This is a genomic window from Citrobacter sp. Ce119 (assembly GCF_030334525.1).
In the GTDB taxonomy this organism is placed as follows: Bacteria; Pseudomonadota; Gammaproteobacteria; order Enterobacterales; family Enterobacteriaceae; genus Citrobacter; species Citrobacter europaeus.
The window spans coordinates 204,921-229,548 of sequence record NZ_JAOWDR010000057.1 but is presented as its reverse complement, the minus strand read 5'-3'; the positions used below and the strand labels follow the sequence as shown (position 1 = coordinate 229,548).

Sequence of the window (24,628 nt, the reverse complement as noted above, 5' to 3'; positions counted from 1 at the left end):
ACCGTCAGGCTCCAGCTTCCATTTGCAGCGGTTGTCGCCGTGTATTGTTTACCGTTCAGCGTCACTGTGATCAGAGTGCCTTCCGCCAGGTTGGCGCTGGTACCGCTCACGCTCAGATCCTGGCCTTTCTCCACCGCATTCAGCACGTTATCGCCGCTGAGGGTGTCGAAGCCAACTGACGGCAGCCCGGTATCAACGGTTACATTGTGCGTACCGCTGCCGGTATTGCCCGCCGCGTCGGTCACTGACGCAGTGACGGTCACGCTGCCATCGCTGAGGCCGGCAATCACGCTCGCCGGAACGCCCACGCTCCAGTTGCCCGCCGCGTCCAGCACGGTGGTGTAAGTCTGGCCGCCAATGGTGACGGTGACTTTATCCCCCGCTGCCGCGCCGGTGGCGGAGCCGCTGATAATCTGTGCCTGATTGTGTTCAGCCACGTTAATGACGTCATCGCCCGCGATGGTGTTGATCGTCACCGCAGGCACGGTCACGTCCACCGTCAGGTTGTGGTCAACCGACGCCGGGTTCCCCGCCTTGTCACTGACGCTCGCGGTGACGATCACGCTGCCGTCGGTTAATCCCGCCAGGTCCGCCGCCGGAACGTTCAGCGTCCAGCTGCCGTTAGCGCCTACGGTGGTGGTGTAGTTTTTACCGTTCAGGCTCACGGTCACCGTCTGGCCCGCCTCGGCGGTACTGGTGCCGGAGATGGCGAGGTCTGACTGCGCTTCCGTGGCGTTCAGGATATCGTCAGCCGCAAGGGTACTGATGGTCACGGACGGTGCGGTCGCATCCACGCTGTACTCGCGGCCCGCAGACGCGCTGTTGCCGTTGACGTTGGTCACGCTCACCTGCACGCTGGCATCGCCGTCTTTCATACCCGCCAGGTCAGCCGATGGCACGGTCGCCGTCCATTTTCCATCTGCATCCACGGTCGCGGTGTAGCTCTTACCGCCGAAGGTGATGTTGACGGTCTGGTTCTCTTCGACGTTGGAGGTGGTACCCGAAAGCACCAGATCCGCGCCCTTCTCGACAGCGTTAATCACATCGTCAGTCGCGATAGCATCAATGCTGATGGCCACGGTCGCCAGATCCACCGTCACGTTGTGGTCGATAGAGACCGGGTTACCGGCGCGGCTCTGGCCTTCAACGGTCACAGTGATAGTTCCCGCAGCTAAGGCACTCACGTCCGCTGACGGGATCGCCGCGCTCCAGGTGCCATCCGCCTGCACGGTTGCCGGGTAGGTTTTGCCGTTGACGGTCACGGTCAGCACTGTACCTGTACTCAGGCCATTGCTGGAGCCGGTGATAATCAGATTCTGCGCATGCTCAATACTGTTGATTACGTCATCGCCTGCTACCGTGTCAACGCGCAGCCCTGGCAGGTTCGCGTCGATGGTGATATCGCGCTCCCCGGTACTGCTGTTGCCAATGCCGTTGGTTACGCTGGCGGTTACAGTCAGTTCACCGTTACCCAGCGCCGTCAATACGGATTCCGGGACGTTAACGGACCAGCTCAGATCGCTCTCTACCACCGTGGTATAGGTGTTGCCGCCAATCGTTACGGTCACAGTGTTGCCCGCTTCGGCATTCACCACTTTACCGCTGATGGTCTGGCCGTTCGCCAGCTCGGCGGCGTTGATCACATCGTCGCCTGCAATGGTGTTGATGGTCATGCCAGGCAATACAGACTCCACATTCACTGTGTGTGACGTGCTGGTGCTGTTGCCCACGCTATCCGTTGCCGACGCGGTGACGGTGTACAAGGCTTCACCCAGCGCTCCCACCTGGTCCGCCGGAACGGTGGTAGTCCACTGTCCGTTGATATCGACGGTGGCGCTGTAGGCTTTACCGTTGAGCATCACGGTAACGACGGTACCAACCGCCAGACCGGATGCCGTGCCCGAAAGGGTCAGTTCCTGCGTTTTTTCGGTACTGTTGATGACGTCGTCACCAGAAATTACGTCGATGGTCAGCACCGGCGCGGTCAGATTCACTTCCACGTCGTGTGTGGTGCTGTTGCTGTTACCGGCTTTATCGGTCAGCGCCGCTCTGATGGTGTAATCTCCGGCAGTCAACGCATTGACGTCTGCCGCAGGCACCCCCACACTCCAGTTGCCTGAAGCATCCAGGGTCGCGGTGTAATTTTTGTTGTTGATGGTGACAGTCACTACATCACCCGCTGCCGCGCCGGTCACAGAACCGGTGACAATCAGCGCCTGCGCATGTTCAGCGCTGTTGATAACGTCATCGTCAGAAACGGTATTGATGGTCAGTTTCGGCACCGTGGTATCGACCAGCACGTCGCGATCCGCCGAGGCCGGGTTGCCCGCTTTATCGGACACCGCTGCGGTGATGGTATAGTCGCCGTCAACAATCGAGCCGAGATCCGCAGAAGGTACGGTCACGCTCCAGCTACCGTTGGCCTGTACGGTGGTGGTGTAATTCTGGCCGTTCAGGGTCACGGTCACGGTCTGTCCGGCTTCGGCATTAGTCACGCCGTTAACAACCAAATCGACCTGTGCTTCTGCCGCATTGATGATGTTGTTATCGCTAATAATCTCAATAGACACCGTCGGCGCGGTCGCATCCACACTGTACTCACGACCGGCGGAAGCATTGTTGCCGTTCACGTTGGTCACGCTAACGTGTACGCTGGCATCACCGTCTTTCAGGCTGCCCAAATCTGCCATCGGCACGGTTGCCGTCCAGTTACCACTGGCATCTACACTTGCAGTATAAGATTTGCCGCCAAAGGTGATATAGACGGTCTGGTTCTCTTCCACATTGGTCGTTGAGCCAGACAGCACCAGGTCCGTCCCTTTTTCCACTGCGTTAATCACGTCGTCCGTGGCAATGGCATCAATGCTGATGGCAACTGTCGCCAGATCGACCGTGACGTTGTGAGTAATGGATACAGGGTTACCCGCCGCGCTCTCGCCTTTAACGGTGACCGACACGGTTCCCGCCGCCAGTGCGCTAACGTCTGCCGCCGGGATGGCTGCACTCCAGGTGCCGTCTGCCAACACCGTGGCGGCGTAGGTTTTGCCGTTCACGGTTACGGTCAGCGCGGAGCCTGCTGCAAGGCCCTCACTGGAGCCGGTGACGATCAGGTTCTGCGCGTGTTCGATGCTGTTGATCACATCGTCGCCCGCCACGGTATCAACGCGCAGGCCAGGCAGATTGGCATCAATGGTGATGTCGCGCTCGCCAGAGCCGCTATTGCCGTGGCCGTTAGTCACGCTTGCTGACACAGTCAGTAAGCCGTTACCGATAGCGGTTAAGACGTTCGCTGGAACATTTACCGACCAGCTCAGGTCATCCTGAACCTTCGCCGTGTACGTATTACCACCAATATTAATCGTGACAACATCACCACTCGCCGCGCCGCTGACTTTACCACTCAGAGTCTGCCCCGTGGCTACTTCTGCCGCGTTGATCACGTCGTCGGTAGCGATAGCGTTGATGGTTACCACTGGGATCGCGCTGTCCACCAGTACGCCATGGCTGGTACTGGCGCTGTTACCTGCGGTATCGGTCACGCTGGCCGTGACGCTGTAGTTCGCTTCGCCCAATGCGGAAACATTTGCCGCCGGAACGGTCACGCTCCAGTTGCCGCTGGCGTCAGTGGTGGCGGTGTAGTTAATGCCGTTCAGGGTCACCGTGATAGTGGTGCCGTCCGGCTGGTTGCTGGTTCCGGAGAGCTGAAGATCCTGGCCCTTCTCGGTCGCATTGATCACGTCATCGCCCGCCAGGGTATTAATGGTAATCACCGGTGCCGTCAGGGAGACGTCAACGTCATGCGTTGCTGTGGTGCTGTTGCCCGCCTTGTCGGTGAGGGTTGCGGAGATCGTGTGGTCACCGTTTACCAGCGCGCCAACGTCAGAGGCTGGTACGCCAATGCTCCAGTTACCTGAACCACCGAGCATTGCAGTGTAATCTTTGCCGTTCAGGGTTACGGTGATGACGTCACCCGCCTGCGCGCCGCTCACGTTGCCGGAAACGATCAGCGCCTGGCCGTGCTCGGCGACATTAATGATGTCGTCGCCTGCCACGATGTTAAAGCTGATCTGCGGCACGGTGGTGTCGACCAGCACGGATGCGCCCGCGCTCGCCGGGTTGCCCGCTTTATCCGACACCGTCGCCGTTACCGCCGCATTGCCGTCGGCGATACCTGTCATGTCGGCTGCCGGAACGTTCAGCGTCCAGATACCGTTCGCCTGAACCTGCGCGGTGTACTGGTTGCCATTGAAGGTTACAGTGACCGTCTGACCGGCTTCGGCGCTTGAGGTACCGCTCAGGGTCAGATCCTGCGCCGCTTCAGCCGCATTCAGCATATTGTCGCTGCTGATGGTGTTGATGGTGACCGTCGGCGCGGTGGTATCGACGCTGTATTCCTGCGCGGAAGAGGCCGAATTGCCGTTCACGTTGGTCACGCTGACCTGCACGCTGGCGTCGCCATCTTTCAGGCCGTTCAGGTCTGCCGCTGGAACCGTGTAGGACCAGTCGCCGCTGGCATCGACCGTGGTGGTATAGGTTTTACCGCCAAAGGTGACGGTGACGGTCTGCCCTGCCTCAACGTTGCTTGAGGTGCCGCTCAACACCAGGTCCTGGCCTTTTTCCGCCGCGTTCAGCACGTTGTCAGCGGTCACGCTGTTGATGCTGATTGCCACCGCGGAGAGATCCACATCCACGACGGTGCCGATGTTCACCGGGTTGCCGGAGGTATCCTGCGCACTGGCGCTGATGGTGAGCGAACCGTCCGCCCACAGGGAGACGTCCGCCGCCGGAACCGACGCCTGCCAGGTGCCATCTGCCAGAACCGTTGCAGCGTAGTCTTTACCATTGATGGTCACGGTAACGGTGCTGCCCACCGCCAGGTCGGTGCTGGTGCCTGACACAATCAGATTCTGCGCGTGTTCAATCACGTTGATCACGTCGTCACCGGCGACGGTATCAATACGCAGACCCGGCAGTTGGGCGTCAATGGTGAAGTCCAGGGAAGAAGAACCGGTATTGCCGTGTGCGTTGGTTACGCTTGCCGATACGGTCAGTTCGCCGTTGCCGAGCGCGCTTAACTGGCTCTCGGTTAACGGCAGGCTCCAGGTGAGATCGCCCTGCACGGTAACGGTGTACGTCTGGCCGCCGAGGATAATCGTAACGGTATCGCCCGCCGCCGCGTTGCTCACCTTACCAGTCAGGGTTTGCCCTGCCGTAACTTCCGAGGCGTTAACAATGTTATCGCCCGCGAGGGTGTTGATGGTCACTACCGGCAGCGAGCTATCCACCAGCACGTTGTGGGTGGTCGAGGCACTGTTGCCAACGCTGTCGGTGACGCTGGCAGTCACGGTGTAGTTCGCTTCGCCCAGCGCGCTCACCGCAGACGCAGGTACGCTAACGCTCCAGTTACCGCTGGCATCGGTGGTGGCGGTGTAGTTGATGCCGTTCAGGGTCACCGTGATAGTGGTGCCATCAGGCTGATTACTGGTGCCAGAGAGCAGCAGATCTTCGCCTTTCTCAGTGGCATTGATCACATCATCCGCCGCCAGGGTATTGATGCCGATTTGCGGCGTCACGGTGTTAACGACAACGTCCAGCGAATTGCTGCCAGTATTGCCGGATTGGTCCGTTACGGAGACATCAATCGTCAGGGTACCGTCGGCCAGCCCCTGAACAACAGACGCTGGCAGACCGAGACTCCAGTTGCCCACCGCGTCTACCACAGTGGTGTAGTCGACGTTATTGATGGTGATGGTGACCAAATCACCCGCTGCTGCGCCGGTGACGGAGCCGCTGAGGATCTGCGCCTGAGAATGGGCGATTTGGTTAACGGTATTGGTATCGGTGACAAAATCGTTGATCGTCACCTGCGGCACGGTGGCATCCACCAGCCCCACGCGATCGGCGCTACTGCTGTTGCCCGCCACATCGCTCACAGTAGCCGTGACCGTCACCGTACCATCTACCAGCGCGCCTACGTCGGCGGCCGGTACATTGAGGGTCCAGGTTCCGTCCGTCTGGACGGTGGTCTGGTAAGATTTACCGTTCAGCGTCACGGTAACAGTCTGTCCCGCCTGGGCATTACTGGTGCCGCTGACCGCCAGATCCTGCTGCGCTTCCGCCGCATTGATGATGTTATCGGACGTCAGGTTGTCCAGCGTGATAGTCGGTGGCAACGTATCCACGGTGACGACGCGCGAGGCTTCTGCGCTATTGCCGTTCACATTGGTGACACTGACGCTCACCTGCGCACGTCCGTCGATCAGGGTTTCCATTGCGCTCGCCGGAACGGTCAGGCTCCAGGAACCATCCTGCTGCACCTGCGCAGTAAAGGTCTGGTCGGCAAATTTAACCACCACGGTCTGACCGGCTTCCACACCCTGCGTCTGACCTGACAGCGTCACCTCAGCCCCTTTTTCGGCCGCGTTCAGCATGTCATCGCTGCTAATGATATCAATGGTGACCGCTACAGCGTTCAGATCCAGTTCGATGGGGTGCTCAGCAGAAACGGTATTGCCCCACGCGTCCTGCGCGCTAACGTTGACCGTAATATCTCCTGCCGTCCATGCCTGAAGATCGGACGCAGGAACACCAATTTGCCAGTTACCGCTGGCGCTCACCACGGCAGCGTAGTCAACGTTGTTGATGGTAACGGTAATCTGCGTGCCTGCAGCCAGATGGGTACTGGAGCCGGTGACGGTCAGATCCTGCTGCTGTTCGATGGCGTTGATCACGTCATCGCCAGAAATCGTGTTCACGCGCAGGCCAGGCAGCTCAGCGTTGACGTTGATATCACGTTCGCCGCTGCCGGTGTTGCCGTGCGCATTGGTGACCGAAGCGCTGAAGGTCAAATCGCCGTCGCCAAATGCCTTGAGATCCGCTGACGGGATAGTCACGCTCCAGGTCAGATCGCTCCCTACTGTGGCGGTATAGCTCTTGCCACCAACGGAGATAGAAACGGTATCGCCCGCCGCCGCGCCAGTGACGCGCCCACTCAGGGTTTGGTCCACCGCCACTTCGGCGTTGTTGACCAGGTTGTCGCCCGCAAAGGTATTGATAATCACCTGTGGCAGCACCGTATCGACCAGCAGGTTAGCGTCTGCAGAACCGCTATTACCCACGCTGTCCGTGCCGCTCACGCTGACGGTGTAGAGGGTATTTGCCAGATTCAGAACGTCGGAAACCGGCACCTGGACACTCCAGATGCCGTTTTCAACGGTGGCCTGATAGTTGACGTTGTTCAGTGTAACGGTGATGGCGCTGCCGTTCGGCAGATTGCTGGTACCGCTCAGACTCAGCGGCTGCATAGCCTCCTGAGCATTAAGAACATTGTCCTGGCTGATGGCGTCAATCGTGAATTCTGGCGGATTGCCGCTCAGCGTCACGCCGTGCGTCGCGCTGCCGGTATTGCCCGCGGCATCGGTAACGGAGACAGAAATGCTGTGGTCGCCCTCACCCAGCGCGCCGATGACGGAGGCAGGGACGCCAACGCTCCAACTGCCGTCGGCCTGTACGACACCGGTAAAGGTCTGGCCGCCCAGGGTAACCGTGACCACGTCGCCCGCTGCCGCGCCGCTCGCCTTGCCGGAGATAATTTGCGCCTGGCTCTGCTCGCTGGTATTGAGAACATCGTCGCCCGCTACGGTATCGATCGTAACTACGGGTGCGGAGGTATCAACGGTGAAATTGGCGGTGGTTGAAGAACCGTTACCCGCCTTGTCGCTGACGTTCACGGTCAACGAATGGTTGCCGTCAGCCAGCTCTTGTACTTCACTGGCAGGAAGCGTAACGGACCAGGTGCCGTCGCTACCTACCGTTGCTGTGTGGTTTTTGCCGTTCAGCGTCACGGTTAAAATCTGGCCCGCTTCCGCGTTCGTTTTACCGGTAAGGGTCAGGGTCTGGTTGTGCTCTGCGGCATTGACGATGTTGTCCTGGGAAATCGCATCGACCGATAATGTCGGCGGCACGGTATCCACGCCAATCGTCTGACTACCGCTTACGGTATTACCCGCTGCATCTTTGCCGCTGACGTTGACCGTCCAGGTTCCATCACCCAGCGCCTGTGCGTCTGCTGCGGGCACCTTCACGCTCCATGCGCCATTTTCGCCCACTTCTGCGGTATAGGTTTTACCGTTTAACGTGACGGTGAGCGCCGTTCCCTGCGCGAGATTTTTGCTCGCACCGGAGAGGGTAAAGCCTGCGGACTGCTCACTGGCGTTAATCATGTTATCGCCTGCGGTGGTGGCGAGCGTAACGGCCGCGTCAGCCGTTGAGACAGTCACGGTAATGCTGCCTGCAGTCGTGGTTTTACTGCCGTCGATCTGCACCACGGACCAGGTGTGTTCTCCGTCCGTCTGCGTCGGAAGCTTTACCGTCCAGGTCCCGTCTGTACCGACCATGGCGCTGGCAATGGTGCTGCCGCTGCTATCTTTGATCTGAATGGTCGCACCAGGTTGCCCGGTACCGCTGAAGGTTGGGGTGTTATCATCCGTGACCTCTTTTGCACTCAGCACACCCTGCTTGTCACCCGCTTTGTCCGTTACCAAAAAGGTCGGCGTTGCGCTCTCAACTTCTTTGGTGTTATCAATGACTTTGGTTTTGCCATCACCACCATGTGCCAGCAATGCGCCAATCGCGCCGCCGCCTAATGCCGCGCCTGCAATCCAGCCCCAAGGCGCATCGCTCAGGGCACTGCCTTGCTTGAGAAAAGGTTCGATACTGGATATGGTTGTCGCATGAGAAGTCAGTTCAGTAGTCGCAAGCCCAGACGCTTCTCCGGTCTCAGCAAACGATATATGGGTAAGTTGATCCTCATTGTTGAAGACCAACTCTGAATGGTTTTTACCTTCAGGATCTTCCATGAAATAATTGTTGCAGCGGATCACGCTGCCATCTTTCATGTAAAGCAGGAGATCCTTACCCTGTCGCACGTAGCGTGCCACATCCTGTGCAGAACCATGGACTTCGATAACGCTGGGTGCAGAGACAGAAACAGAGAGGTTCCCTTCACCTGTCAGAACTGTTTTTTCAGCCGTCTTTCGGATAATGACATCAACAATTTTTACTGAACTCATATTTTTTCTCCTTACAGGCGCCCCCATCTTTCACAGATTGCCAACATTCAGATGTAGCAATCTCTGGGAAAGACTCCCATTGTCTTCAGTTTTTTTTCAGCAATTTTTGCAGCGTTTTCTTTTCGTTACTAACTTAGATCAGGTAATTTCGCCGCAGCATTTTTTTCAACACCTATAGCAGGCAATAAATTATCCAGGGCAGTGGCATAATTAATTGCGGCACTCCAGCTATCATATTCAGCCATTATTTTTGATAGCGTTGCTTGCCAGACGTCTTGTTCAACGCTTAGTAAGTCATTAATACTTCTTTTGCTAAGGGTATATTCATTTTTATAAACCTCGCGAGCACGCAGAGCGCTCTGCAATTGTATATTCCCGGCATTCATTCTACCGTGTGCTCCAGACCAGTCCGCCATAGCAACTGACGCTTTTTGTAGTACATCAAATCGAGCCTGATCGACTTGCGACATCGCCATTGTTCTTGCGCCTTCAGCCTGGTGAACTCGCGCTGAAACCGAACCGCCCTGGTAAATAGGGGCATCAATATTTAGCTGAATCTGATCGTCCCAATAGCTTCGGTTATCCGATTCATAACGCGTACGTCCACCTTTAAGGCTTAGAGTCGGCCAGTGCTGTGATTTTGCTTTTTCAACGGCATACTGAGCAGACGTTTCCATTGTCCTTGCGGCGAGCACAGATGGAATTAATGAATAATCAATATTATCAAGAGAATCCTCTCGAACGACTAATGCCTCAGGCACGGGTTGCAACTGCTCTGCATCAATACCGCTTAAAACAGCCAGTCTTGCCCGCGCGCTACTCAGCGCTGCATTGTATTGTTCAAACGTTGCCTGCATTCCCGCGACACGCGCTTGCGTCTGAAGCTCATCGGACGTAGAACTCAAACCAGCCTCTGCGCGCAATCGCGCCATATGCTGAACATTTTTAAGCGCAGTAATATTTTCTTTCGCTGCTTGTGTCAGTTCGGTATAGCGTCTGACTTCAACGTAGCTTAGAGCCGTTTTCTCAGCGACACCAGTCAATGTAGCCATAAGCTGGTACCGGTAACTATCTCGTTGTGCTTCAGACTGACTGATTGCGCTATTCGTTTTGCCAAAATCATAGACAAGCTGCGTCAGACTTAGCCCCCATGCTGCTGAGTTTTTTAGTGAGCCGCTTGAGTCTGTCGTCTGGCTATGCCCTGTATTGCCATTAAGTGATATTTGCGGCATCCAACCACTGCGTGCTTCGTCTATTTGCGCCTGGCCGATTCCCATTTGCGCGGCCTGCTGACTTATTGATGGGTCACGGTCAAAAGCAAAAAGAATACTTTCCTTCAGTGTCACAGACGCAACTCGGGCTGTGTTCGGTGTACCGTTATAGGCTTTCGCAGTACCACATACGATCATACCTGCAAATAAAAAATAAAATATTGTGTGCCTTAGGGGTACAAAAATCCGCACATGAGCCTCCATATTAATAGGGTAGATTCTCCTCCAGGATTCGTTTTTTAACCATTTGTCAAATAAGGAATAAATTTCCTTTCTCAACAATGAGCTCATTTATCAAGAAATGGTGAAATAGGATTTTCCCTAGTGAATATTATTAATTGACTTGGAGCATAACAAATACTGTACACCCTAACCATACCCACAATGTTAATGTGATGTTAATAGAATAAAGAATATTGCGGGATCTTTATAAAAGTCTGAAAGGTTGTTTTTTATACAAACATGAAAACTCTTTGTTATAAATAGGATTATTACCTCCCAGTAAATGAACATTTTTGCGTTAATTTCACAGCGTACTTAACACAAAGATTTTCAAACAAATGTCAATTTGTACCAAGACTATAGAATTTATTGACAAATATTTTTTGAATGGTCTTTTACTCAGGAGAGAAAAATAGTTGTAGATTTGATTGATACACATGGGCCACTATCGCTGAAGTGAAGGAAAATTGTGGGCTTTGGATTGAAAATAACAGGTGTGCTGGATGCTGCTGCTCGGGCTGCGAATGCAAATATTATTCAGCAACGGACTTGCTAATGACTATCAATAATCTGTGGAAAATTTAGTAATAAAAGAATATTTCAGTAAATATAATGAGGTTGACGCAATATAATTCTGATTATTGAGTCTTCTTTGTGAGGTGAGTCGCCACGGATAATCCAGGTACTACTGAGAAGTTGATAATATCTCTATGTGCAGGAGTTAAAGAAAAGCTATTAGATTACCTCGCTTTTGCGGTGCGAAACGCCTGCCTGGCAACAAGCATGTCACTAGCCCTCCTTTGGACGCCCCATCCAGAGATGGAAACGTCCGTTAGCGTTTGATTCGATAGTCAGCTCACACTAGCTCTTTGAGCTGCTCCTGCATATAGGTTGAAAAATACTCTGGATTCTTGATAAGGATGCGGTTACCGGAGGCGACTTTTTCTGCCCATCCGGCCACTTTTTTCGTGAACTCGGGATTCCATCCCTCCTGCTCACCTCGTGCCATTACAGCTTCCGGACTCGCTGGCACACCTAAGTCATGCAAATACTTTAAGATTCCCTTAGCGGTACTTTCGTCCATTGAATGGGGTACTGACGCCGAAGTGTTCATACCACCAATAAAATCCAATGCTTTCTCAATTGCTGTTGGCATGCTCTTATCCTTAAAATTAACCACGTGAGAGACACATTTATACTATGTACCCAACTTCGTCGGGATATCAAAGAGAACATCGCCTTTATTTGATTTACCCCGCAGCTAAACGCTTGCGGTGGCTGTTTTCTGCACGATTAATTCGCGATTCCGGCCAAAACCAGCCCGGTTGCCACCGCATTACGCGGCCCTTCGCTACCACGGATGTTGCCCTGTCCGGCGACAACGCCGTAGTGCGCCAGCGCATCGGTGATCATCTGCGGGATTTCGAAATCCAGCGAGGAGCCGCCCACCAGCACTACAAAAGCAATATCGCGAATGGAGCCACTGGGTGAAACCTGAAGCAATGCGCGCAGGCAGTTGGTCACAAAAACCTTCTCTTTGGCCTGTCGGCGCACCAGACGAATTTTTTCCAGCGAGGTGAGGTTATCTACCGGGATCAGCTCCCCCTCTTTCAGATACACCACTTTGGCGAAGACTGTCGGGCTGAGCGGTTCGCGGAAAAACTCTACCGCGCCGTTCTCATGGCGAATACTGAACAGGCTTTCCACTTTTGCCAGCGGGTATTTTTTAATCTCCTCCGCCAGAAACGCATCGTTTAGGCCCAGCTCAGTTTGAATTAACAGGCTAACCATATTTCCTGCACCGGCCAGATGCACCGCTCTCACTACGCCGTCGCTATTGATAATGGCGGCATCGGTAGATCCTGCGCCTAAATCGAGGATCGCCAGCGGTGCGGCGCATCCGGGCGTTGTTAGCGCCCCCGCTACGGCCATGTTGGCCTCCACGCCGCCAACTTCAACCGGCGTGTTTAACCGGGCGCTCAGCTCACTGGCGATGGCCTGCATCTGTAAGCGATCGGATTTCACCATTGCCGCAATGCCCACGGCGTTCTCCATTGAACACTCTCCAGCGATGCCGCCCTGCACCTTGCGCGGAATAAACGTATCGACCGCCAATAGATCCTGAATATGCACCGTGTTCATGTCATGACCGGTCAGTGAGGCCATCACCTTACGCACCCGCTCCAGCATGCCGCCTGCGTGCGTGCCTGCTTCACCACGAATATCGCACACGGGCGCACAGGCGCTTATCGCCTGCATAATGGCCTGCGCGCCTTGCGCTACGTCGGCTTCGCCGCCACGCTTTTCACCACGGATAAAGATCTTGCCCGCCGGGATCACCCTTGATCGCACATCACCCTGCGGGGTTTTCAGCACCACGGCGGAACGGTTGCCGATTAGCGCTCTGGCGATGGGGACGATAGTTTGCGTTTCCTCGGGCGTCAGGGCAAAGAAGGTCGCGATGCCGTAAGGATTCGACAATACCCGCACCACCTGCCCGGCGGCCGCCACTTCCACCGCCGCCAGCACCCCTTCCGGCACCTTCTCAAGTAAGGTGACTTCATCAACCACCGGCATTGGCCGACGCAGGCGATTGTTCACCAGCACGCCATCATCCTTTTTCAGGATCGCCGCCACCACGTTGATGCCGCGATCCAGCGCCGCATTGATAAGCCAGACCGCCTCGAGAAAATCCATTTCCTCGCCTACCAGCGGGATCCAGCCCTCGGCAAACCGATCCTCGCTTAACGCCGCCAGCTTCTCCACGGCGATAGTGGTCCCCATTCCCACGCCAACGCCGCCGGGCGTTTGCGGGTTATGGCCAATCATTGTCGATTCAGTAATGATGGTTTCAGTGATGGTTTCCATCGCCACATCGCCAATCACCGGCGCGGCCTCGTTGATGCAGATTTTCGCCACATCCTGAAGCGACCACGGGGTGCTATTCAGAGCCTGCTGCAGAGAAGCCACCACCCCGGCAATATTGTCCCGCGTGCCTTTCATGCCCGTGGTGGCGACAATCCCGCTGGCGATAAAATGCCCATGCTGTGCCAACGCCACTTCGGTGGTGGCGTTGCCGATATCGATCCCTGCAATTAACGGCATGTTGCCCCCGTCACTGGCTACCTTTACGCAGCTTGTTTCTCTGCTGATATATCTCTGCCGACTCGCGGACAAACCCGGCGTTCACCGTAGCGTGCCAGGTATGCTCCAGTTCATCGGCAATAGCCTGCAGCTCAGCGAACGAAGAACGAAACGGACGTAGCGCGTTGTAGATCTCCAGAATGCGGGCATCCGGGATCGCAATCAGCTCTGCCGCGCGACGGAAATTGCGCGCCACGGCATGACGCTGCATCTGTTCGGCAATCTGCGCCTGGTACTCCAGCGTTTGCTGAGAAATCCGCACATCCTGCGGTCCTACGCGGCCCGCCAGCACATTCTCAAGGGTAATGTCGGTTAGCGGCTTACCGCCAGGAGTCTGGATTTTCTCCGGGCAGCGGGTCGCTAATGGGTAATCCTGCGCGGTCATGATGTTGTCGTTCATGGTCATTCCCTTACCAGTGCAATATGCAGCGTGACGGGCGCAGCATCCTGCACCACGTGTTTGGTTTCTTTGATATGAAACAGCGCGGCCTTGGCCATAAATTTGGGCCGCACCATCTGGTCATTGACCACCGGCACCGGCGAAGGCGACTCTTTACGCGCATAGCGCGCGGCGTTTTTACCAATCTGGCGATAGGTTTCCAGCGTCAGCAGCGGAGCCTGAGAGAACAGCTCGAGGTTGCTCAGCGGCAGCAGATCGCGCTGATGAATCACCGTGGTTCCTTTCGACTGGATACCAATCCCGATGCCTGAACCGCTGAGATTTGCCGCATCCCATGCCATAAAAGAAACATCCGAGGTGCGCAGCACTCTCACCACTCGCGCATGCAGTCCCTCTTCTTCAATTCCGGCAACCAGCTCTTTCAAAATCGCGTTGTGCGGCATATCAATCAGGGTTTTATGCTGATACTTATCAAAGGCCGGGCCGACGCCAATCACCACCTCATCCACGCGTTCGTCCGCTTTAGCCGCCTCGCCTTCGCTTACCTGCAAGGTGAAAACCGGCTTACGTTCAGTTGTGTATTCCACTGTGTTTCGCCTTATTCGATCGAGCCGGGCTGAACCACGCCCGCAATATTTTTAATTTCCGCCCAGCGTTCGGCACTGATGCGATAGCCGGTACCGGGTCCCTGATAATCGTTAATGTCATTGACGGCGCTGACGACATCGAACTGGCGATCCAAAATTGCCGACGTTTGCAGATAATCCCCGGTGATGCGCTGCCTCAGCATGTTGAGGATATTGCTGGCGATATCTTCGAAGCCGCTGCAACTCAACGCGCTGACAATATCCAGCCCGGTGATATTGCGCTTCATCATCTCTTCCACGGCCGCCAGATCCTCCACCACATTGCGCGCGGGCATATCTTTGCTGCCGTGAGCATAAGTGGCAGCCTCCACTTCCTCATCGCTAATCAGCGGCAGGCCCAGTTCGCGGAACACCGCCTGAATGGCGCGTGCGGCCTTATTGCGAATGGCGATGGTTTCTTCTTCAGTCACCGGACGCAGACCGCCGTCAACCATCAGATCGCGTTGCAGAATGTTGTAATCATCGAAATCTTCAGCGTCGAAGTTCGACCCGGCAAACATGTTGTCGTAGTTGGGTACCGCGCTGTAACCGGAGAAAATAAAGTCGGTGCCCGGCAGCATCTGCATCAGAGTGCGGGCAGTTCGGCGAATATCGGAGTGGGAAAAGGTCTGATCATTGGCGGAGGCCACTTCAAGGTCGAGCATTGAGGCAATCAGGTTTTCCGCCAGCACCGCGCGGATCCCCGACGGCACAGCGCCGGTCATGCCGATACAGCTGACCGCGCCGTTTTGCAGCCCCTGTACGCCCGCGCCTTTGGTGATAAAAATGCAGCGCGACTCCAGATAAAGCATCGATTTACTTTCGGAGTAGCCCATCAGCGCTTCCGAGCCGGTGCCGGAGGTGTAGCGCATTTTCAGGCCACGCGACGCATAAGCCGAGGCGAGAAACGCTTTGGACCACGGCGTGTCATCGCCATCGGTAAACACCGATTCTGTGCCATAGACCGACACCGTTTCGGCGTAGCTGGTTAGCCCGCGCATTCCCAGCTCCAGCTCAGTGGCCTCTTCAACAGAACATTGCGTCAGCACACCGGGGCGACCACACTGGGAACCCACCAGCAGCGCCAGGGCGTTAAACGGCGCGTAGCGGGCGATCCCGACCGTCGTTTCCTGCTCGGAAAAGCCACGGATCCCCGCTTCAGCCGCGTCGGCAGCAATCTGTACCGGGTTATCTTTCAGGTTGGTCACGTGGCACTGATTAGAGGGCGTTCGTCTGGCGCGCATTTTTTGCAGCGCCATCATCATCTCCACCACGTTCATTTGCGCCATTACCTCCACCGCTTTCGCTGGGGTGATAGCAGTGGTAATGGCAATTATCTCTTCCCGGCTGACGTGGATATCCACCAGCATTCTGGCGATCTCCAGCGCGTCGAGCTGCATGGCGCGCTCTACCTCGGCCACGTTAATGGCGTAGTCGGCAATGAAACGGTCAATCATGTCGAACTCGGCGCGACTTTTGCCGTCCAGCTCAACAATACGACCCTTTTCCACCTTCACCGACGAAGCCGGATCGTAGGGGCTTTCCATGGCGATCAGCCCCTCTTCAGGCCATTCGCCAATCAGGCCATCCTGATTTACAGGGCGCTTCGCAAGCACTTCGAATCGTTTTGATCTTCTCATAGTTTATGGACTCAAAAGATAAAAAATAGGGACGCCGGGCCGCATTGCCGGGGACACAACACCCGGCATTCGCCTTTCATCAGCAATGGCCGAACTCTAAATGAGCAGGACAATAAAAAAATAAAATTAATTTCGTTCCAATTTGGCACCGAATAAAAACGCATCGTTTCATATTGAAACGCAGCTCAGGAATATCCGCCGTGAATTGTGACGAGGTTAAATGATCATTATCAATAAACGTAAAAATGGGAAGATGAATTTAAATTTCCTGAAATGCATGCCCTATTGACTTAATAACGTGCGGCGAGAAAATAAGGTAAAGCCAATGATAAAAATAGCTGTCGCGCGATATTTTTCGTGACCTCAGCCCTACAATATTTTCAGGAGAGACTGTGAATAAAAGCCAACAAATCGCCACCATTACGCTGGCGGCTGCAAAGAAAATGGCGCAGGCCGTCGAGGCTAAAGCTTTTGATATCAACGTTCCGGTGGTCTTTTCTGTGGTGGATCGCGGCGGAAACACGCTGCTGATGCACCGTATGGACGACGCGTTTGTCACCAGTTGTGATATCTCTCTTAATAAAGCGTATACCGCCTGCTGCCTGCGCCAGGGCACCCATGAAATTACTGATGCGGTACAACCTGGCGCTTCGCTATATGGTTTGCAGCTTACCAACCAACAGCGCATCGTTATTTTCGGTGGCGGTTTACCCGTCATGTTAAATGGGGAATTAATTGGAGCCATTGGCGTTAGCGGCGGCACCGTCGAACAAGACAGATTATTAGCAGAAACCGCGCTAAGTTGTTTCTCTGAATTATAATTCAAATCTAAGAAGGTATATTATGAGCTATCGTATGTTTGATTACCTGGTGCCAAATGTGAACTTCTTTGGCCCCAATGCTATTTCCGTTGTTGGCGAACGCTGCAAACTGTTAGGCGGTAAAAAAGCGCTACTGGTTACTGATAAAGGTCTGCGGGCTATTAAAGACGGTGCAGTAGATAAAACCCTCGCCCATCTGCGTGAGGCCGGTATTGACGTGGTGGTTTTTGACGGCGTTGAACCGAATCCCAAAGACACCAACGTGCGTGACGGTCTGGACGTCTTTCGCAAAGAGCATTGCGATATCATCGTTACCGTCGGCGGCGGTAGTCCACATGACTGCGGTAAAGGCATCGGTATCGCGGCGACCCACGAAGGCGATCTCTATAGCTATGCCGGGATTGAAACTCTGACCAATCCACTGCCGCCGATCGTCGCGGTGAATACCACTGCCGGTACCGCCAGCGAGGTCACCCGCCACTGTGTGCTGACCAATACCAAAACCAAAGTGAAGTTTGTGATTGTCAGCTGGCGCAACCTGCCGTCGGTCTCCATTAACGATCCGCTGCTGATGCTCGGCAAACCCGCCCCGCTGACCGCAGCGACCGGGATGGACGCCCTGACCCACGCCGTGGAAGCCTATATTTCCAAAGATGCCAACCCGGTTACCGACGCCGCCGCTATCCAGGCTATTCGTCTCATCGCGCGTAACTTGCGCCAGGCCGTAGCACTGGGCAGCAACCTGAAAGCACGCGAAAACATGGCCTACGCCTCTTTGTTGGCCGGCATGGCCTTTAACAACGCCAACCTTGGCTACGTTCACGCGATGGCGCATCAGCTTGGCGGTCTGTACGACATGCCGCACGGCGTGGCGAATGCCGTACTGCTGCCGCACGTGGCGCGCTATAACCTGATCGCTAACCCGGAAAAATTTGCCGATATCGCAGAATTTATGGGCGAAAACACTGACGGCCTTTCCACCATGGATGCCGCCGAACTGGCCATTCACGCCATTGCCCGTCTCTCCGCCGACATCGGTATTCCGCAGCATCTGCGCGACCTGGGCGTCAAAGAAGCCGATTTCCCGTACATGGCGGAAATGGCGCTGAAAGACGGCAACGCCTTCTCTAACCCGCGCAAAGGGAACGAGAAAGAAATCGCCGAGATCTTCCGTCAGGCATTCTGATAACCCAGGGGGCGCAATGTCACTTTCATCACCGGGCGTACATCTGTTTTATCACTCACGCTGGCAGGAGTCTCGCGTGCTTGATGAGCTGTGCTGGGGATTGGAAGAGCAAGGCGTCCCTTGCCGGACAATCTGTTGCGACGAGCATGACTGCGCGCTGGCCCTCAGCAAGCTGGCGGCTAAAAGCTCAACGCTACGCGTGGGTCTTGGGCTCAACGCCAGCGGCGATATTGCCTTAACCCATGCTCAGTTGCCCGAAGATCGGGCACTGGTCCGTGGGCATACTCACGCCGGGGCTGCCCAGCTCCGCACGCTCGGTGCCAATGCCGGTCAACTGGTTAAAGTTCTTCCCTTCAGCGAGATAAAATAAATGTACCGCATCTATACCCGAACCGGCGATAAAGGCACGACCGCGCTATTTGGCGGCAGTCGTGTCGACAAAGACGACATCCGCGTTGAGGCCTATGGTACGGTGGATGAACTGATTTCCCAGCTAGGCGTCTGCTATGCCAGCACGCACCAGGCCGAACTACGCCAGGAGCTGCACGCCATGCAGAAGATGCTGTTTGTACTGGGTGCGGAACTCGCCAGCGATGAGAAAGGACTGACTCGCTTAAAACAGCGTATTGGCGAAGAGGATGTTCAGGCGCTGGAGCAGCTAATTGACCGTAATATGGCGCAAAGCGGCCCGCTCAAAGAGTTTGTTATTCCGGGGAAAAATCTCGCATCGGCACAGCTACACGTTGCGCGAACCCTGACGCGTCGGCTGGAGCGGGTCCTCATCGCGATGAGCAGAACGCTGACGTTACGCGATGAACCCAGGCGTTATATCAACCGACTGTCGGATGCGCTGTTCTCGATGGCGAGAATTGAAGAAACTACTCCAGATGTTTGCGCTTAAACTGGCTGGCATCAATGTCGTATTGCTTCATCTTGCGCCACAGGGTGGTGCGACCAATGTTCAGCAGCTGCGACATCTCCTGCACGCGCCCACTGGTGACGCGAGCGGCATGGATAATCGCCTCTTTTTCGATAGCGGTAAACGTCAGGCTGGCAGGCAGCAGTGAAGACGCCGTCTCCAGACCCGGACGTTCGGCAAACAAATAATCCGGTAGATTGCTCAGCCGAATATGGCCGTTATCACTGCTGATGGCGATGTTTTCGATAATACTGTTCAATTCAAAGTCATTGCCCGGCCACGAATAGGCCACCAGCTGTGCCAGCGCGTCGTCGTCGATCTTCAGACTGGATGAAAAGCGTTTTTTCAGGCTGTTCAGCCGCGTATAAATCAGCGAGGGAATACTGTTACGCCGCGCCCGCAGCGGTGGGATCACTATCTCAAAAGAGTGCAGCGCATAATACAGCTGGCGGCTAAAGCGGTTCTGCTCCACCAGATTGGCGAGATCAACCGTGGTGGTGGCGATCACTTTGACATCCACCGGGATCAGCCGGCGGGCATCCAGGCGGGTGAGTACCCCCTGCTTAATCACCTGTAACAACGCGGATTGCAGCTCCGGCGCCAGATATTCAATTTTTTCCAGAAACAGCGTGCCGCCGTTCGCCAGTTCAAGACGGCTCAGCCGACCGTTTTCATCATCGGTGGGCGCGCTGCCCATAAAATCCTGCCCCAGCACGCTGTTGGCATACAACTGACAGTTCACGGCAATATATGGTCCGCTGGCACGCTCGCTTTCGTTGTGAATAGCCTGACTCAGCAGCTCTTTACCAACCCCCTCTTCTCCACACAGCAGGATCGGGAAACTTCCTCTCGCCGCCTGGCGCCCAAAATGGATCAAGCGGCGGGTTTCAGGATCGTCTGTCGACATCTGCTCAAAGGTGTGGCTCACCTTGCCGAGCTGGCTGGTCATCAACTGGCGCATTTGCTCCACCGGATGCAGCAGCAGGATAAAGCTGTTGCCCTGCTCCTCAACAATCGGTTTCAGGGTAATGACGGCATCAACAAATTGATGCTGGCTTTCAAAAGTGACTTCAACGTGGTTCAGACCGCGGGCATGTTTGATCGCCCGGCGCAGCAGCATGGGTAGATTGAGCAGGTCGTGAATGTTTTTCCCCTGACTGGCCTGCGCGTCAAGATGCAAAAGCAGCGCCGCGCGCGCATTGAGGAACTGCAAAACGCCCTGTTCGTTCCAGGCCATTACGCCATCATCCATGCTCTCCAGCAGGCCGTACATTTGGTTCAAATGTCGATTAGATTCAGCCAGCAGGCTGTCGGTCAGCAAAGAGTTGCCGACTTCTCTGGCAATCGCCAGCGTCAGGGATAAATCAGAAACGCACTCATGTTCCACCAGACAGCACAGCGAGATGGAGCCGAACAGTCGACCATGGTTATCGAAGACCGGCGTCGAGCAGAACGACCAGGGATGCAGCGCCTGTTTAAAGTGCTGATCGCCAGAAGTTTTTGTCGGCTGCCCCGGCATCGTCGCCAGAGAAAGCGCACAGCTGCCAATAATGCTTTCGGCACAGTAACTGCCGTCGCGAAACCCAAGCTCCGCCAGCTGTTCAACCGTCTGCGGATCGCCGCAACGGCTGAGAATACAGGCTGACTCATCCAGAATCAGCAGCGCGCACGGACGGCCATCCATAAACTCCCAGGCATCTTCCAGCGCGGCCTGGGCAATCGTCAGCAGCGCCGTCTTGCGACGACAAATCGACTCAAAGGTCAGCCCTTGCGCCTGATGCGGCGCCTGCCAGGTTTCCCGCTGCATAAACTTGCTGCAACGATGCCATGACTGGGCAATGACCAAAGAGACTTCCTTCCCGATGCTATGAGTGTGCGCCGTCATATCCCTTTCCGCTGTTTAACCATAGACAACCCCTCCGGCAGAGACTGTCAGAGGGGGAGAAGATGCCGGATAAAAACCTACCGACGACTGATTAACGCTCCAGCCACTGCTGTCCCAGCAGGTCTGCCGTCAAAATAGCGGCATGTACGCTTTCAGGCGTTACCGGGAACGGCATATTGTGGATGGTTTCACCTTCTGCACAGGTCGCTTTTGCTACGGCCATGATCTTGCCGTCAACGTCTTCTTTCACGCCCATTTCCGCTAACGTTACCGGCAGGCCTACTTTCTGACAGAAATTCAGCACGGTTTCGATCTCTTCCATCGGGCTGTTTTGCAACACCAGCTGCGCCAGCGTACCAAAGGCGACTTTTTCACCGTGGTACAAATGGTGGCACTCTTCCAGAATCGTAAAGCCGTTGTGGATCGCATGCGCCCCTGCAAGACCGCTGCTTTCAAAGCCGATGCCGCTGAGGTAAGTGTTAGCTTCGACAATACGCTCCAGCGCATCGGTCACCACGCCAGCCTGCGCGGCAAAGCGTGCCTTCTCGCCTTCCGCCAGCAGGGTATCATAGCACAGGCGCGCCAGGCTCAGCGCCGCCACGGTGGACTGTCCGCCCGCCATGCTGGTCGCTCTGGCGTCATAACAGGCTTTCGCTTCAAACCAGGTCGAGAGCGCATCGCCCATCCCGGCCACCAGCAGACGTACCGGCGCTTTAGCAATGATTGCGGTATCCATCACCACCATATCCGGGTTTTTCGGGTAGATCAGATACTCTTCAAACTCACCGGCTTCGGTATAGATTACGGACAGCGCACTGGTTGGCGCATCGGTAGACGCGATAGTCGGGATCACCACCACCGGCAGCTTCTGGTAGTAGCCAATCGCTTTGGCGGTATCCAGCGTTTTCCCGCCGCCAATCCCAACCACACCGCGGCAACCGTGCTGTTTCAAAATGGCAATCAGACGATTAATTTCAGCATGGCTGCATTCGCCGTTGAAGCGTTCCGCGTGGCAGCTAATGTCGTGGTTGTGCAGGCCGTTGAGTACTTTCTCTCCCGCCAGCTTCATCACGAAGTCATCCGCGATCACGAAAAAGCTGTCCGCCAGATTTTTAGCGTATTGACCAAACATGGTGGAAGCGTCAGGACCCTGGAGATATTTGGCTGGAGATTGAATAACTTTTAGCATTCCTTTCATCCTCAAATAAGTACATGTTTTTACATGGTGAGCCCTGGCGTTAACCTGTTTGGCCTGATGCTGATGGCGAAAACGGGAGGTACCGGAGCGATGCAATAACTGTATGGCGAGGCGTGCACAAAAAGATCTTTCGTCTTTTTGTTCTGATATGAAACAGATAAAAACGGACTACGTTTCATATTGGAACGCTTATCCATAAAAAATATAAGGTTTGCGATCCTGATCCGTTCATTTACCGCCAAATATCCAGCACACATGAATCTCACTTTCTCTTTTACCCACTCGCTTGTCTTAAAATCCGCACAAAAAGGCTGACGGTGCCGGATAACCAGCGCCGTTCGCCGGTGAAAAAAGTCGAGCGAGCTCGCATTGTGATCGTTCCTTGCTTTTTTCAGTTTCATTTCGGAACAAAAAACAACAATCACGTTCCGTAATGAAACTCATTTTAAGGTTGTTTTTTTCCGCGCTGACTTCGCCAGAATCTCTTCATCGCCTCCGCACCATGACCTAAGCATTCGGGGGTTTGTCTTTCACTCAACCTCGAGGAGCCGTTATGTCTCAATTCTTTTTTAATCAACGCCCCCATCTCGTGAGCGATGTCATCGACGGTACGATTATCGCCAGCCCGTGGAATAACCTGGCGCGTCTGGAAAGCGATCCGGCCATTCGTATCGTAGTCCGTCGTGATCTCGATAAAAATAACGTGGCGGTCATTTCCGGCGGCGGTTCGGGACACGAACCCGCGCACGTTGGATTTATCGGTAAAGGCATGCTAACCGCTGCGGTCTGCGGCGACGTTTTCGCCTCCCCGAGCGTGGATGCGGTACTGACCGCCATTCAGGCGGTAACCGGTGAAGCGGGCTGTTTGTTGATCGTGAAAAATTACACCGGTGACCGTCTTAATTTCGGTCTCGCCGCCGAGAAAGCGCGTCGCCTTGGCTATAACGTTGAAATGCTGATTGTTGGCGACGACATCTCTCTGCCGGATAACAAACACCCACGCGGCATTGCGGGAACCATCCTGGTGCATAAAATCGCGGGTTACTTTGCCGAACGCGGCTACAACCTCGCCACCGTTCTGCGTGAAGCGCAGTACGCAGCCCACAACACCTTCAGCCTGGGCGTTGCGCTTTCCAGTTGTCATCTGCCGCAAGAAACCGACGCGACCCCGCGTCATCATCCGGGTCACGCGGAGCTAGGGATGGGCATTCACGGCGAGCCAGGTGCTTCGGTTATCGACACTCAGAACAGTGCGCAGGTGGTGAACCTGATGGTGGATAAACTGCTGGCCGCCCTGCCTGAAACCGGCCGTCTGGCGGTGATGATTAACAATCTTGGCGGTGTTTCTGTTGCCGAAATGGCCATCATTACCCGCGAGCTGGCCAGCAGCCCGCTGCACTCGCGTATCGACTGGCTGATTGGCCCGGCCTCGCTGGTCACCGCGCTGGATATGAAAGGCTTTTCTCTCACGGCCATCGTGCTGGAAGAGAGCATCGAAAAAGCGCTCCTCACCGAAGTGGAAACCAGCAACTGGCCGACGCCGGTCCCACCGCGTGAAATCAGTTGTGTTCCGTCATCTCAGCGTAGCGCACGCGTGGAATTCCATCCCTCGGCAAACGCCCTGGTGGCCGGGATTGTGGAACTTGTCACCGCAACCCTTTCCGATCTGGAGTCCCATCTTAATGCGCTGGATGCCAAAGTCGGCGATGGCGATACCGGTTCAACCTTCGCCGCTGGCGCACGCGAAATTGCCAGCCTGCTGCATCGCCAGCAGTTGCCGCTGGATAACCTTGCTACGCTGTTCGCGTTGATTGGCGAACGCCTGACCGTGGTGATGGGCGGTTCCAGCGGTGTGCTGATGTCGATCTTCTTTACCTCAGCCGGACAAAAACTGGAACAGGGAGCAAATATTGTCGAAGCATTAAATACGGGCCTGGCGCAGATGAAGTTCTACGGCGGCGCAGACGAAGGCGATCGCACCATGATTGACGCGCTGCAACCGGCCCTGACTTCACTGCTCGCGCAGCCGCAAAATTTGCAGGCCGCATTCGACGCCGCGCAAGCGGGAGCCGAACGAACCTGTTTGTCGAGTAAAGCCAATGCCGGTCGCGCATCGTATCTGAGCAGCGAAAGCTTGTTGGGTAATATGGACCCCGGCGCGCATGCCGTCGCAATGGTATTTAAAGCGCTGGCAGAGAGTGAATTGAGCTAAGCCATAAATGCCTGATGCGCTTCGCTTATCAGG

At 55.3% G+C, this 24,628-nt stretch carries 14 protein-coding genes; 5 read left to right on the top strand and 9 right to left on the bottom strand.

The window, feature by feature from the left end; genetic code table 11:
* From OGV80_RS16690 to OGV80_RS16660, 7 genes are all read right to left on the bottom strand, one after another.
* Positions 1-9,071 (bottom strand): Ig-like domain-containing protein (locus tag OGV80_RS16690; RefSeq protein WP_286515348.1); only part of this gene is annotated, 9,071 nt, incomplete at its 3' end.
* Positions 9,072-9,199: 128 nt separating this feature from the next.
* Positions 9,200-10,480 carry a TolC family outer membrane protein gene (locus tag OGV80_RS16685; RefSeq protein ID WP_051642772.1) on the bottom strand — a complete coding sequence of 427 codons (1,281 nt, stop codon included), beginning with the start codon at positions 10,478-10,480 and terminating at the stop codon, positions 9,200-9,202.
* Between the two features lie 940 nt (positions 10,481-11,420).
* Positions 11,421-11,744 (bottom strand): DUF1889 family protein, encoded by a 324-nt coding sequence (locus OGV80_RS16680; RefSeq protein ID WP_071524484.1) that lies wholly within the window; start codon positions 11,742-11,744, stop codon positions 11,421-11,423.
* Positions 11,745-11,857: 113 nt separating this feature from the next.
* On the bottom strand, positions 11,858-13,669 hold the full coding sequence (locus OGV80_RS16675; protein ID WP_047408499.1) for a diol dehydratase reactivase subunit alpha: 1,812 nt from the start codon (positions 13,667-13,669) through the stop codon (positions 11,858-11,860).
* 10 nt (positions 13,670-13,679) lie between these two features.
* The gene (locus OGV80_RS16670; RefSeq protein ID WP_043017710.1) at positions 13,680-14,108 is read right to left on the bottom strand and encodes a diol dehydratase small subunit; all 429 of its coding nucleotides are present in this window, start codon (positions 14,106-14,108) and stop codon (positions 13,680-13,682) included.
* A gap of 2 nt (positions 14,109-14,110) precedes the next feature.
* On the bottom strand, positions 14,111-14,695 hold the full coding sequence (locus OGV80_RS16665; RefSeq protein ID WP_043017711.1) for a propanediol/glycerol family dehydratase medium subunit: 585 nt from the start codon (positions 14,693-14,695) through the stop codon (positions 14,111-14,113).
* 11 nt (positions 14,696-14,706) lie between these two features.
* Positions 14,707-16,374, bottom strand: coding sequence for a propanediol/glycerol family dehydratase large subunit (locus tag OGV80_RS16660; RefSeq protein WP_087052422.1), 1,668 nt, complete (start codon positions 16,372-16,374; stop codon positions 14,707-14,709).
* 392 nt (positions 16,375-16,766) lie between these two features.
* Between OGV80_RS16660 and OGV80_RS16655 the strand changes: the two genes are divergently transcribed.
* Genes OGV80_RS16655 through OGV80_RS16640 form a run of 4 tightly spaced genes read left to right on the top strand, consistent with a single transcriptional unit; the run spans position 16,767 to position 19,282 of the window.
* Positions 16,767-17,195, top strand: a complete 429-nt coding sequence (locus OGV80_RS16655; RefSeq protein WP_075145607.1) for a GlcG/HbpS family heme-binding protein — start codon at positions 16,767-16,769, stop codon at positions 17,193-17,195.
* 22 nt (positions 17,196-17,217) lie between these two features.
* On the top strand, positions 17,218-18,381 hold the full coding sequence (gene dhaT, locus OGV80_RS16650) for a 1,3-propanediol dehydrogenase (protein ID WP_043017714.1): 1,164 nt from the start codon (positions 17,218-17,220) through the stop codon (positions 18,379-18,381).
* Between the two features lie 16 nt (positions 18,382-18,397).
* A complete protein-coding gene (locus tag OGV80_RS16645) occupies positions 18,398-18,751 on the top strand; it encodes a glycerol dehydratase reactivase beta/small subunit family protein (protein ID WP_047408493.1) in 354 nt (117 codons plus the stop codon).
* On the top strand, positions 18,752-19,282 hold the full coding sequence (locus tag OGV80_RS16640; protein ID WP_087052421.1) for a cob(I)yrinic acid a,c-diamide adenosyltransferase: 531 nt from the start codon (positions 18,752-18,754) through the stop codon (positions 19,280-19,282).
* Here OGV80_RS16640 and dhaR read toward each other — a convergent pair.
* Both dhaR and OGV80_RS16630 read right to left on the bottom strand, forming a co-directional pair.
* Positions 19,260-21,185, bottom strand: a complete 1,926-nt coding sequence (gene dhaR, locus OGV80_RS16635; RefSeq protein ID WP_286515345.1) for a dihydroxyacetone kinase operon transcriptional regulator DhaR — start codon at positions 21,183-21,185, stop codon at positions 19,260-19,262. The genes OGV80_RS16640 and dhaR overlap by 23 nt on opposite strands.
* A gap of 91 nt (positions 21,186-21,276) precedes the next feature.
* Positions 21,277-22,374, bottom strand: a complete 1,098-nt coding sequence (locus tag OGV80_RS16630) for a glycerol dehydrogenase (protein ID WP_047408484.1) — start codon at positions 22,372-22,374, stop codon at positions 21,277-21,279.
* Between the two features lie 562 nt (positions 22,375-22,936).
* On the opposite strand from OGV80_RS16630, the gene OGV80_RS16625 reads away from it, so the two are divergent.
* Positions 22,937-24,595 (top strand): glycerone kinase, encoded by a 1,659-nt coding sequence (locus tag OGV80_RS16625; RefSeq protein ID WP_075145604.1) that lies wholly within the window; start codon positions 22,937-22,939, stop codon positions 24,593-24,595.
* Positions 24,596-24,628 lie beyond the last annotated feature (33 nt).